At 51.7% G+C, this 12,481-nt stretch carries 10 protein-coding genes; 5 read left to right on the top strand and 5 right to left on the bottom strand.

Features of this window, described 5'->3' with window-relative positions:
* Nucleotides 1-89 precede the first annotated feature (89 nt).
* Both C2M17_RS03765 and C2M17_RS03770 read right to left on the bottom strand, forming a co-directional pair.
* Complete coding sequence (locus C2M17_RS03765; RefSeq protein WP_105199527.1) at nucleotides 90-515, bottom strand: DoxX family protein; 426 nt, start codon at nucleotides 513-515, stop codon at nucleotides 90-92.
* 188 nt (nucleotides 516-703) lie between these two features.
* A complete protein-coding gene (locus C2M17_RS03770; protein ID WP_105199528.1) occupies nucleotides 704-1,990 on the bottom strand; it encodes a cation:proton antiporter in 1,287 nt (428 codons plus the stop codon).
* 221 nt (nucleotides 1,991-2,211) lie between these two features.
* Between C2M17_RS03770 and C2M17_RS03775 the strand changes: the two genes are divergently transcribed.
* Nucleotides 2,212-2,754 (top strand): TetR/AcrR family transcriptional regulator, encoded by a 543-nt coding sequence (locus tag C2M17_RS03775; RefSeq protein WP_233997917.1) that lies wholly within the window; start codon nucleotides 2,212-2,214, stop codon nucleotides 2,752-2,754.
* Between the two features lie 87 nt (nucleotides 2,755-2,841).
* Here the strand turns inward: C2M17_RS03775 and gorA are convergent, their stop codons facing one another.
* Entirely contained in the window at nucleotides 2,842-4,203 is a 1,362-nt protein-coding gene (gene gorA / locus C2M17_RS03780; RefSeq protein ID WP_105199530.1) for a glutathione-disulfide reductase, read from the bottom strand.
* Between the two features lie 136 nt (nucleotides 4,204-4,339).
* On the opposite strand from gorA, the gene prlC reads away from it, so the two are divergent.
* The 3 genes from prlC to C2M17_RS03795 all read left to right on the top strand — a co-directional run bounded on the left by prlC (nucleotide 4,340) and on the right by C2M17_RS03795 (nucleotide 7,973).
* Nucleotides 4,340-6,379: an oligopeptidase A gene (prlC, locus tag C2M17_RS03785; protein ID WP_105199531.1), complete on the top strand. Its 2,040-nt coding sequence runs from the start codon at nucleotides 4,340-4,342 to the stop codon at nucleotides 6,377-6,379.
* A 130-nt stretch (nucleotides 6,380-6,509) separates the two neighbouring features.
* Nucleotides 6,510-7,271, top strand: a complete 762-nt coding sequence (locus C2M17_RS03790) for a class I SAM-dependent methyltransferase (protein WP_105199532.1) — start codon at nucleotides 6,510-6,512, stop codon at nucleotides 7,269-7,271.
* A 228-nt stretch (nucleotides 7,272-7,499) separates the two neighbouring features.
* A complete protein-coding gene (locus tag C2M17_RS03795) occupies nucleotides 7,500-7,973 on the top strand; it encodes a peroxiredoxin (protein ID WP_105188331.1) in 474 nt (157 codons plus the stop codon).
* A 68-nt stretch (nucleotides 7,974-8,041) separates the two neighbouring features.
* On the opposite strand, the gene C2M17_RS03800 is transcribed toward C2M17_RS03795, so the two are convergent.
* A complete protein-coding gene (locus tag C2M17_RS03800; protein ID WP_199775989.1) occupies nucleotides 8,042-10,159 on the bottom strand; it encodes a S8 family peptidase in 2,118 nt (705 codons plus the stop codon).
* Between the two features lie 352 nt (nucleotides 10,160-10,511).
* Here C2M17_RS03800 and C2M17_RS03805 point away from each other — a divergent pair, with 352 nt between their 5' ends.
* A complete protein-coding gene (locus C2M17_RS03805; protein WP_105199534.1) occupies nucleotides 10,512-11,696 on the top strand; it encodes an NAD(P)/FAD-dependent oxidoreductase in 1,185 nt (394 codons plus the stop codon).
* A 73-nt stretch (nucleotides 11,697-11,769) separates the two neighbouring features.
* On the opposite strand, the gene C2M17_RS03810 is transcribed toward C2M17_RS03805, so the two are convergent.
* The gene (locus tag C2M17_RS03810; RefSeq protein WP_105199535.1) at nucleotides 11,770-12,324 is read right to left on the bottom strand and encodes a hypothetical protein; all 555 of its coding nucleotides are present in this window, start codon (nucleotides 12,322-12,324) and stop codon (nucleotides 11,770-11,772) included.
* Nucleotides 12,325-12,481 lie beyond the last annotated feature (157 nt).

Raw genomic sequence — 12,481 nt, forward strand, 5'->3', positions numbered from 1 at the left:
CTAACATGCGCTGGGTAAAAAGAAAGGTCTCACCCGGCTGATAAGCGGCAAAAAGGCCCGCAGGGTGCGGGCCGTTGATTCGTTTGCGGTTATTTGGCCTGACGGCGACTTAGCAGCGCATCCAGGCTGTATTTGCCCGCTCCCGAGGCCGCTAGGGCAAGGAAGCCACCGGCAATGGCGATGTTCTTATAGAACATTAAAAACTGCGTTTGGTCGTCAAGCTGAAAGTGGAACAGCAGGGCGCTCACCACACTAAAGAGTGCAAAGGCCAAGGCGGTTAAGCGAGTCAGCAGGCCGGCAATAATCATGATGCCGCCAACGACCTCCAATAAAATAACCAGCGGCAGTAACATGCCGGGGACGCCAACCGAGGCCATGTACTGGGCCGTGGCATCGTAGAATTCAATTTTACTTAAGCCGGTAAGCACAAAGAGTGCGGTTAAACCAAAGCGCGCGAATAGGGCACTGACGTTGTTGAGAGTCTCGTTGCTGTTAATAAGTGTGTGTAAGTTCATCTTCGTTTCCTTAATTAGGTCTCTGTGTTGCGATAAGGAAATAATAGACTCAATTTATAAGAACGAAAATTAGTAAAATTAGCGCTTACCATTCTAAAAAAACGAATGGTTGCTGGGGCGGCGTTTGCCGGGCTAGAGCAGGGCTAATCTGGGTGAGCCAAGATTAACCCTGAACTGTGTGCCTGGGTTCAGGAATCCTTGTTTGCCGAGGCGCGGATACTGCCTTCGATAAGAGGGCGAATGGTGGACGCCTGAACAATAATGGAGAAGATCACCACCACGTAGGTTAAGGTCACCAACAGGGTTTTAATATCCGTGCCATTAATTATGGCCTGGCCCGCGGGAATGGAGGCCGCCATCGCCAACGCAAGTCCGCCTCGCAAACCACCCCAGGTGAGAATGCGCACCGCGTTGACGTCGTACTGGCGGAAACGGCGAAAAGCGAGGTAGGGCAGCGACACACTGATAAAACGCGCCAGCAAGACAATGGGTATCATGAGTAAGCCTATGCTTATTTCTTCCCAGGTAAAGGGCAGGGTGACCAGCAGCAGGCCAATCAAGAGGAACAAGAGCGCATTTAGGGCGCCCTCGATGGCATGCCAGAAGTTACGAACATTGCGAACGCTGGTGTAGCGCGACATGGTCGCCGCTTTTCCTCGGGTTACATTACCAATAAAGATACCACTGACCACCATGGCTAAGGCCCCGGATATTCCGAGCAGATTTGCGGTGGCAAAGCCGGCGGTGGGAATACAGATGGTGAGCAGCAGGCGAATATTGGCTTCACGACTTTTTATGATCAGTACATGGGAGACGAAGGCGAGCACCAGGCCAAAGGCGATGCCGCCAATAGCGTCGACCAAAAACAGGTGGGCAACCCCGGCTGCGGTCGGCGCGGTGCCCGACAAGGCCACGGCTAAAATGGTGGTAAACAGCACCAGGCCGACACCGTCATTAAACAGCGACTCGCCTTCTACCTGAATGGAAATATTTTCCGGCGCCTTCATCTGCTTGATGATGGCCAGCACGGCGATGGGGTCGGTTGGGCTGATCAGCGCCCCAAAAAGCAAGCAGTAGATAAAGGGCACGGGCCAACCCATAAAGCCCAGTAACTGATAGCTGAGATAAGCCACGATAAAGGTAGAGACCAGGGTTGAAAACAGCACCAGAACGGCTATTTCTTTGCGTTGCTTTTTCATCACCCTAAGGTCAATTTCCAGCGCTCCGGCAAAGAGTAACACCCCCAGGACGCCATCCAGTAGAAATTGCTTAAAATCTATTTCGGCAACCAAGTTAAAGAGTTCCTGTGTGGCTTCGGTGCCAAAGACCTTACCGGCAAGAATAAGCAACATCGACATCAACAAGGAGCCTGCCGTGATGGCAATGGTGGGCTGAGTTTTCACCAGAAACTGGTTACTGAAGGCGATTAATACTGCCAAGGTCGACAGCAGGCAAAGTAGGTACCAGATACTCATAACGCATTGCTCGCAACTAGAGTAATAAAATAGAGGGGGTATTCTAGTTTTAAAACTAGAAGGTGTCATCTAATTTTCTTGTTTTTCATCGCCTGGTTGTGCTCAAATGTTTTTAATGTCCAGCAGGACCCAAGTCAGTAAAAGAGTCTATGACAAATTCGAATGCTAAAAGCACAGCCCCACGCACTCCCCAGCAGGAAAGGGGATTTCGCCGTGTGCAAATGTTACTAGATGCCGCCGCCAAAATAATTGAAGCGGATGGATTGGCAAACTTGACCATGCAAAACCTGGCGAAAATGGCACACACCTCTATCGGCTCCCTTTATCATTTCTTCTCCGACCGGGATGCGGTACTCAAGGCCTTGTTCGAGCGACACGAAGAGTCTATCGGCGATATTGTGCGTACCCTGGAAGAGGTGGATGATCAGCTGTGGTTAACCCTGTCTCCCTATGAGCTGGTTGATAAGTTGTTGCTGCCCTTTGCCAATTATGTGTGGCAGCACGGCGATTATTTACCGGTTGTGCAAGAAGTGCGTCAGCCTCATAAAAACTCCGAATTTATTCTCTTTATGACCAAGATAGTGGCCTTGCGTAACCCGGATTTATCGCCACAAGACAGTCAATTTCTGGCGATTATGGTCCAGAACATCACCGCCGGTACCATGCAGCAAGCATATTTGCTCGAGCCGAGCAGCGTCGAGGCAACGGTAAATGAACTGCGTTTAGTGCTGGGGAGTTATCTGGCGGAAAAGGAACGAGGTTAAGGGGAATGGTGGCTGGGGCAGGAAAGATTTCTTAAGATAAAAAAAGGGCCTAGTGGCCCTTTTTTTAGGTGAATTGTTCACGCACTCTTATCTCATGGTAACAAATTCTTCAGAGCCTGTTGGGTGTATCGCCACCACCGCATCAAAGTCGGCCTTGGTTGCGCCCATCTTCATCGCCACGGCAAAGCCCTGGATCATCTCGTCCACGGCAAAGCCGATGCCGTGCAGGCCGATTATCTTCTCTTCCTTGCCCAGGCATACCAACTTCATGGCACAGGGCTGACGGTGCTGGGTCACGGCGGTATACATGGCGGCAAAGTTTGAGGTGTACACCTTGATATTTTCCTCACCGTGCTCGGCAATGGCTTGCTCTTCGCTAAGACCTATGGTGCCGATGGGCGGGTGGCTAAAGACCACGGTAGGAACCAGGTTATAGTCCATCTTCATATCATTCGGCAGCTCGTCATTAAACAGGCGCTCGGAAAGAATACGGCCGGCCTTAACCGCCACCGGCGTCAGCTCGATGCCGCCTTCGATAATATCGCCCACCGCATACACGCCTTCGGCCGTGGTGTTTTGATATTCATCGACTTTCACATAACCAGACTCGGTCACTTCCACACCCGCCGCGGCAATATTAATGGCATCCGTGGTCGGCGTGCGGCCAATGGCCCAGATCACCTGGTCGACATTCTGGCTGTGACCATTTTCGAAGTGCAGACTCAGGCTGCCATCCGCTTCTTTAACCACTTCTTTCGGTGAGCACTCGGTGTGCAGGGTCGGGCCTTCTTTTTTCATTACCTCGACCAGGGTGTCAACCAGCATGCCATCAAAGGTGCGCAGCGGCGAATGGCGACGAACAAAGAGGTGAGTCTCTGTGCCCAAGCTACTTAATACACCGGCAATTTCTACGGCGATATAGCCGGCGCCCACGACCGCAACGCGTTTTGGCTGCTCGTTTAATTCAAAGAAGCCGTTAGAGTCGATGCCATACTCGGCGCCGGGGATATTAGGAATGGTCGGGCGACCACCGACGGCCACAAGAATATGGTCGGCGCTGTAGTGCTCGCCGTTCACTTCTACGGTTTTGTTATCGACAAACTTGGCAAAGCCATTGATCACGGTAACGCCATTGCTGGCCAGGTATTTGTTATAGCCCTGGTGGATGCGGCCGATATAGGCCTCGCGGCTTTCTACCAGTTTTTGCCAGTTAAAGTCTTTTAGCTCAACATCAAAGCCATAATCCGGTGCGTAGAGTTTAATGGCTTCGGCAATTTGGGCGCCGTGCCACATTACTTTTTTCGGTACGCAACCTACGTTTACGCAGGTGCCGCCCAGGTGAGTGGCTTCAATCAGGGCCACCTTGGCACCGCGCATGGCGGCACGGTTAGCCGAGGCGATACCACCACTGCCGCCACCGATGCAAATATAATCAAAGTGTTGAGACATGTTGTTTATTCCTATGAACTTTTACTGTCATATTTGGTTTGCCATACCATAGCAGAAATGAAGGCGCTGATCTGCACTTGTATTTTGCTGTATTGCCCCAAGAATGTAGGTATTAATCGTATTATGAGACTCAGTTATGACTAACCCCTTGATCGCCCTCGAAGGCTTGCCGCCGTTTTCAAAAATTAAGCCCGAGCATGTGCAACCGGCCGTCGAACATGGCATCAAAGAATGTAAAGACACCATAGCCCAGGTTCTTGAAGCACAGGATTTTACCTGGCAAGGCCTGGTGATGCCTCTGGAAGAGGCCGATGACAAACTGGGCCGATTGTTTTCACCTGTCTCCCATATGCACTCGGTGGTAAACACCCCTGAGCTGCGCGAAGCGTACGACGCGGTATTGCCACTGTTGAGCGAATACAGCACCTTTGTGGGTCAACATCAGGGTCTGTTCGATGCCTATACGGCACTGGCCAACAGCGATGAATACACTCGCCTAAGCAAGGCGCAAAAGAAGGTCATAGATAACGCCCTGCGCGACTTTAAACTCTCGGGCATTGCTTTGAATGACGAAGATAAAAAGCGCTATGGCGAAATCGTCAGTCGCCTGAGTGAGCTGAGCGCCAAGTTTGGCAATAATGTAATGGATGCCACCTTGGCCTGGCAAAAGCATATCACCGATGAGAGTGAGCTGGCCGGTTTGCCCGAGTCGGCAAAAGACCTGGCGGCACACACCGCCCAAAGCAAAGAATTAGAAGGCTGGTTGTTTACCCTGGATATTCCCTCGTACCTGCCGATCATGACCTATGCGGATAACCGCGAACTACGTGAAGAAGCCTACACCGTCTTTGTTACCCGCGCCTCGGATCAGGGCCCTAACGCCGGCGAATATGACAACAGTGCCATTATGGATGAAGAGCTGAAACTACGTCATGAACTGGCGCAGTTGTTAGGCTTTGAGAATTATGCCCAAAAGTCACTGGCAACCAAGATGGCTGACTCAACGGAGCAGGTATTTGGCTTCTTAAATGACCTGGCCGCCAAGTCTAAACCGCAGGCGCAGCAAGACTTAGAGGAGCTGCGCACCTATGCCGAGCAAACGCACGGTGTAACGGCGCTGGAAGCCTGGGATTATGCCTATTACAGCGAGAAGCTAAAGCAGGAAAAATATGCCATCAGCGACGAGCAGTTGCGTCCTTATTTCCCCGAAGACAGGGTTCTGAGCGGCTTGTTTAAAACCGTTGAAAAGCTGTTTGCCATTCGTGTTGAAGAGCAAAAAGAATTTGATACTTATCATAAAGACGTACGCTTTTTCGAGATTTACGACAGCAGCGATACCCTGCGTGGTCGCTTCTACCTCGACCTCTATGCCCGTGAGCACAAACGTGGCGGCGCCTGGATGGACGACTGCATGGGCCGCAAGGTGCGTTTAGGCGGACAATTGCAAACTCCGGTGGCCTACTTAGTGTGTAATTTTAACCGTCCGGTGGGCGATAAGCCGGCGCTGTTTACCCATGACGAAGTGGTCACTCTGTTCCATGAGTTTGGCCATGGTCTGCACCATATGCTGACTCAGGTAGATGCCGCCGCCGTTGCCGGCATTAACGGTGTCGCCTGGGATGCGGTGGAGCTGCCAAGTCAGTTTTTAGAAAACTGGTGTTACGAGCAGGAGGCGCTGGCCTTTATCTCGGGCCATTATGAAACTCATGAGCCTTTGCCGAAGGAGCTGTTGGATAAGCTATTGGCGGCGAAGAACTACCAGTCGGCGATGCAGATGGTGCGTCAGCTTGAGTTCTCCTTGTTTGATTTTCATATTCATGCGGATTACGACCCCAGCAAGGGCAGTGAAATCCAGGCCATTCTCGATCGCGTGCGTGAGCAGGTGTCGGTCGTTAAGGCGCCAAGCTTTAATCGTTTCCAGCATAGCTTTAGCCACATTTTTGCGGGTGGCTACAGCGCCGGTTATTACTCTTACAAATGGGCGGAAGTGCTCTCGGCCGATGCCTTCTCTAAATTTGAGGAAGAAGGGATCTTTAACGCCGACACCGGCCGTGCCTTCTTAACCCATATCCTTGAGCAGGGTGGCTCGGAAGAGCCGGCGGTGTTGTTTGAGCGTTTCCGTGGCCGTGCGCCAAGCGTGGATGCCCTGCTGCGTCATAGTGGCATTGCCGCTTAAGGCTATGCCGAAAGCATTGCCAATGGCGTAGCCAAATATTTAGCCGCACTTTTCACTGTATTTAAGTGATCGGTGCGGCTAAAAATCCTGATATCATACTCCCACAACAGCCATTTCCACGGAGAAAGTCGTGCACATCTATTGCCGTATCGATACCGCGCAAGCCTATTGCGATACCCTAAGCCAGCGCTTTAAGTTGGATGAATGTCCACTCGATGAGCAATTTTACCTGCAATACGATGAGTTGGGATTGGCCTTATGCAAGCGTGACGAGCCCAAGCTCACGCCCATTCGTGTCGACTTTGTCGAAGGTGCCGCGGCTCACCGCCGTAAGTTTGGTGGCGGCAAAGGCCAGGCCATTGCCAAGGCCGTCGGCCTGAATAAGGGCGCCACGCCCCATGTGCTCGACGCCACCGCCGGACTTGGCCGTGATGCTTTTGTACTGGCTTCGCTCGGCTGCAAGGTCACCCTTTTTGAACGCCACCCAGTGGTTGCGGCCTTGCTGTATGATGGCCTGGAACGCGCCTACCTGGATGCGGAAATCGGCCCCTGGATGAAGGAGCGCATGCACCTGCATCATGGCAGCAGCCATGTGCTGTTAGAGAAGCAACCCCTTTCCGAGGGGGAAGTTGATGTGGTGTATCTTGATCCTATGTTCCCGCATCGGGAAAAATCCGCTTTGGTCAAAAAGGAAATGCGGGTGTTCCAATCCCTGGTGGGGGATGACGGCGATGCCGATGATCTGCTGACGCCGGCGCTGCAACTGGCGAGCAAAAGGGTGGTGGTTAAACGCCCGGATTATGCGCCGTTTTTAAACGAACGCACCCCCAGCACTCAGATCAAGACCAAGAAAAACCGTTTCGATGTGTACGTGAATGCGGCCATGAAATAACGACTTCACAGACCCGGGAATATCCGGGTTTTGTTTTTTCATTCTCTTGCCATAAAGACTTAATATTCTGCGTGCATTAATATTGATCTAAGAGATAAGCAGACGCGTCTCTATATTTACGCAACAGCCACCCGGTAAAGCTTGCAGCAAATTCGTCTTAGTCTGGGTTTAAAAGCGTAAGAATGGCCCAAGATATACCCTGATTCTATAACCAAAAAGGAAGTCATTATGATTGCCCAAGGTCAAAAAATTCCAGCCGCAAGCCTGACACAACTAGGCGAGCAGGGGCTGAACCATTTCACTACCGACGAGTTGTTCGCCAATAAAAAAGTGGTACTGTTTGCCGTACCCGGCGCTTTTACACCGACCTGCTCGGCGGCGCATTTGCCAGGCTTTGTTGTGCTGCGCGAAGAGTTTACTGCAAAAGGCGTTGACGAAGTCATGTGTGTGTCGGTGAACGATGCCTTTGTTATGAAGGCCTGGGGCGAGAGCCAGAATGCCGATCGTATTCGCATGTTGGCCGATGGCGATGCCAGCTTTACCAAGGCCCTGGGGCTGGATAAAGACACCGGTGACTTCGGTGGCGTGCGTTCAACACGCTATGCCATGGTGGTAGACAATGGCGTGGTTACCCAGCTGTTTGTGGAAGAAGACAAGCAGTTTGAAGTATCTAAAGCCGAGCATGTACTGGCGAACCTTTAATAAGGGTTAGTTTTGCTTGCATAAAAAAGGCCGCATCACGCGGCCTTTTTGCTGGGTAGGAGAATATCCTAAGGGTTATATTGCGCGTTTAATGTCACACCAGAGAAGGTCTGGTAAGCATTAAGGCTAATATGCCAGGTACCCGCTTGTGGGTTGCTAAAGCTACAGCTTTCGTTGTTGCCTCCTTTATAAGGACGACAGTCATAGCTGCTTGCCGTAGGCTGTGCGCCAAAGCGAACAAATAGGTCGGCATCACCTGTACCACCGGAGATATTTACATCCAAGGTGCTCATGCCCGCAGGCACTTCTAATGTGTAGTGTTTCCACTGACCCGCAGATGCTGAAATATCGGCTACGGTACCGCCACCGCCAGTGCCCGTGCCGCCACCTGAGGTGGTTAGCTCACCCAATAGCGATGCATTGCTGTAGGCGCTGTAACCGCGCAGCATCACGTAGTAGGTGCCCGCCGTTGGGTTGTCGATGCTACAGGTTTCGTTGTTACCGTTTTGGTAAGGTCGGCAATCATAGCTTGATGTGGTTGGAGCGCTGCCCGCCTTAACATACATGTCTAGGTCGCCGCTGCCACCGCTGGTGGTGAAGGTTACGTTAGTGGCGCCCGAAGGTACCGTCATGGTGTAAGTTGTTTCAGAGCCGGCTGCGCCGCTTAAACCAGTTTCTGCCGTGCCTGGTGTCAGCTCATTACCACCGCTTGGTGGTGGCGTTGTACCGCCGCTTGCCTGAGCAACCGCAGCCGCCGCATCAACGATACCGGTACCACAGCTGGTACAGGTTGCGCTAAAGCCCTTGGTGGTCGACTTCAGGATGCTTTCGATTTCATCCGGTGTCGCCGTGGGTTTGGCTTGTTTGATAAGTGCAGCCACACCCGCTACGTGAGGTGCCGCCATAGAGGTGCCTTGCGAGTAGTGGTAGCTGTCGCTTGAAGGTGAGGTTGAGCCCGAGTTATGGGTAGACAAGATACCTTCAGGGTCGTTAGCGAAGCTTTGTGCGCCACCCGGTGCCGCCACATCGATGTTTGAACCATAGTTTGAGTAGTAGGCTCGACCACCGTTACGGCCAACCGAGGCCACGTTGATTACGCCGCTACAGTTACCCGGGTTGTAGTTTGCCGAGTTGTCGTTGTCGTTACCGGCGGCGATAACAATCGCGGTGCCGTTGGCACGTGCCTGGTTGATGGCGTTTTGTGTAGTAGAGCTACATGAACCACTGCCACCTAGACTCATGTTGATCACATCGGCAGGGTTAGCGTTGGCCGGTACGCCCGATACCGAACCACCTGAGGCCCATACGATGGCATCGGCGATATCAGATGTTAAACCACCACATTTACCCAGTACACGAACCGGCACAACTTTGGCGTCATAGGCAACACCGGTTACCCCTTCGCCGTTGTTGGCAACGGCCGCTACCGTACCCGCTACGTGAGTGCCGTGCCAGCTAGAGCTGCTGGCATTATGGCTGTAACCACATTCGTTCGCAGTTACCGCATCACCTGGGTCTTTAGCATCGCTATCACGACCGCCGCCATCGTTGGCAACGAAGGTGTCGGAGATCATGTCATAACCAGGGAGGATATTGGCGTTTAAGTCGGCGTGTGGGCGGTAACCCGTATCAAGCACGGCCACGGTTACACCAGCACCGGTTGCAAAGTCCCATGCCGCTGGTGCGTTAATGCCAGCAGCCGCTTCATAGTAGTGCCACTGATCGCCGTAGCGCGGGTCGTTCGGTGTAGCGAACGGCTTTAACATCTGGTCGATTTCGATGTATTCCACTTCGCCGCTGGCAACCATGTCTTGCATGAACTGCTGTGCTTCTTGCGCCGATAATTTCTTATCTGTACGGATCACGTGGTGGTTCTGCAGGGCCATTTCTCGCACGTATTGAGCGCGAGCCTGGCCACGATTGGTTTTAAAGCCATCAACAAACTTTTTCGCGCGGGCCTTGCCATTACCCGGCATGGTCGCAGCACTGGCGCCTAGCTCGGCGTTGTCTTTGTACTTGATGATAAAGCGCGTGGTTAATGGCGATTGGCCTTTTAGCTTGGCCTGAGTTTGTGTCAGTGTTGCCTGTTGCGGCGCCGTCACTTCTTGAATGTCATTCGCGTAGAGGGCCGATGAGCTAAGAGCCATCGGGATTGCTAGCGCGAGGAGTGTTTTTCTAGTTGTCATAAGAGTCCCCATTTATTTTTAGTTTGTACCCAAATGGTACACTTCGCAGAGGATGGTAAATTATTTGTTAATATTTTTGCAATAACTTTTGGATATAAAAAGGGTACTTGTTGTTATATCTGGCCGTATATACGTTTAAAATTAATCTGTTAGTATCTTTATTTCTGATTTTATTGGTTCTTTTGTATTGGTTTTTGCTGGTTGATTCTTGCTCTATTGTTGCCTTGGCTGCAATTTAGACCGAGGCATTTAGGCGTTTTTTTATCGCGCAGCCAGGCTAGTCTTTAATTAGCAAATATCTTTGTCGGCCCTGGCTTGGTAGAATAGCGGCGGTTTTTCTAGGGGTGATGCTGTGATTAAAAAAGATGTGGTGATTATTGGTGCCGGTGCTGCGGGTTTAATGTGTGCAGCGCAAGCGGGTTACCGTGGCCGCGATGTAGTGGTGGTCGATATGGGCAAAAAGCCAGGCCGTAAGATCCTGATCAGCGGCGGTGGTCGTTGTAACTTTACCAACGAAAATGCCAGCCCCGAAAATTACCTCTGTGCCAACCCGCACTTCGTAAAATCTTGCTTGAGCCGTTACACCCAGCGCGACTTTATCGACCTGGTCGACCGCCACGGCCTGCAATACCACCACAAAACCCTCGGCCAATTGTTCTGTGATAACAGCGCCCAAGACATAGTCGATATTCTTATGACCGAATGTGAATGGGCGGGCGTAAGCGTTCAATTGCGCAGCGAAGTCATCAGTGTGGAAAAAACCGAGCAAGGCTACATAGTCAACACAGGCACGCACACCTATGAATGTGAATCCCTGGTGGTGGCATCCGGTGGCCTCACCATGCCAAAACTCGGCGCCACGCCAATCGGTTATAAAATTGCCGAGCAGTTCGGCTTAAAGGTGTTGCCTACCATGGCTGCCTTGGTGCCATTTACTCTGCACCAGCATGATAAAGACCGTTTTGATGGCCTCTCGGGGATCAGCGTCGATTGCCTGGTGACAAGTGAATGTGGCACCCAATTTCGCGAGAATATTCTCTTTACTCACCGCGGCTTATCGGGTCCTGCAATTTTGCAAATCAGCTCATTTTGGCGCGCAGGACAGGCAGTGAGTATTAACTTACTTCCTGCGCTAAACATCACCGAATGGTTAGAACAACAACGCCAGCAAAGCGCACAAAAGTCATTGAAAAATGCCTTGGCGACTATTTTACCTAAACGCTTTGTGGAAATGCTACACGATACCAAAGCCATCCCAGATGCCAACATCAATCAGCTGACTCACGGCCAAATTGCCGCGTTGCATGACTACCTGCATAACTGGCAAATCAAACCCAATGGCACCGAAGGCTATCGCACTGCCGAAGTGACATTAGGCGGCGTGGATACCGATGAGCTCAGCTCAAAAACCTTTGAAGCGAAAAAAGCCCTGGGCCTGTACTTTATCGGTGAAGTCACCGACGTCACCGGCTGGCTCGGCGGCTACAACTTTCAATATGCGTGGAGCTGCGGCTTCGCCTGCGGGCAGTATTGTTAGGCTTTCCCACAAAAGACAAGATTAATAAAAAGGGTGACCTAAGCGTCACCCTTTTTAATTCAATCCTAGCTACTTACGCCGCCTGGGTGATCCTGCCGTTTTGGCACAGCGGATGTTGGCGCACATAGTCGAGGATGCGCTGCTCCATGGTGGTAAAGCAGGGGCCGCCATAGTAGACGATGGTTTCGTGATGGGTGCTGCTGTGGCAATTGCGTTTGCCGCTGTGGGCCAGCAGGGTTTCAACCTCGGCGAGCACATCGTTGATATCGTGTTGCTCGTAAATGGTCTCGGGCAAGGTGAGGTTATCGAAATGCAGGGCCAGCACCTCATGATTGCCGATGGCAAATTCGTCGCGGTCAATAAACAGCTTGGAGCCCTTGGGCAAACCGATCCCCTCCAGAGTGTCGATAATGGCGCGCTGGGCCTGGTCGATATCGCCGCTGACCAAGACGTCAAGCTCACAATATTCAATCTGGTTTTCTGCATTTAGCTGGGTGCCGGCACCCGTGACTTCCCCCAATTGCAGTCGCTGCAATACCTCATCCAATGGGTCTTCATAGGTGTCGCCGCGGTCTATGGGCTGACACTTATCATTAATACGAACCGTGATATATACATCCTTACTCATTGGGGACTCTCCCTGATGCGGTGTTTGATTATGAAAATGGAATGCGTATTACTCTTTGAATTTACGCGCAGTAAGCATTAATTTTTAGCAGCTATTGGCATTTAGGCAAGGTTATACCGAAGGTTCTGCCGAAGGCGTGCGAGAGGAAAGAGGGTGA

Origin of the sequence: Pseudoalteromonas sp. T1lg10 (assembly GCF_002964545.1) — a bacterium.
Classification (GTDB): Bacteria; Pseudomonadota; Gammaproteobacteria; order Enterobacterales; family Alteromonadaceae; genus Pseudoalteromonas.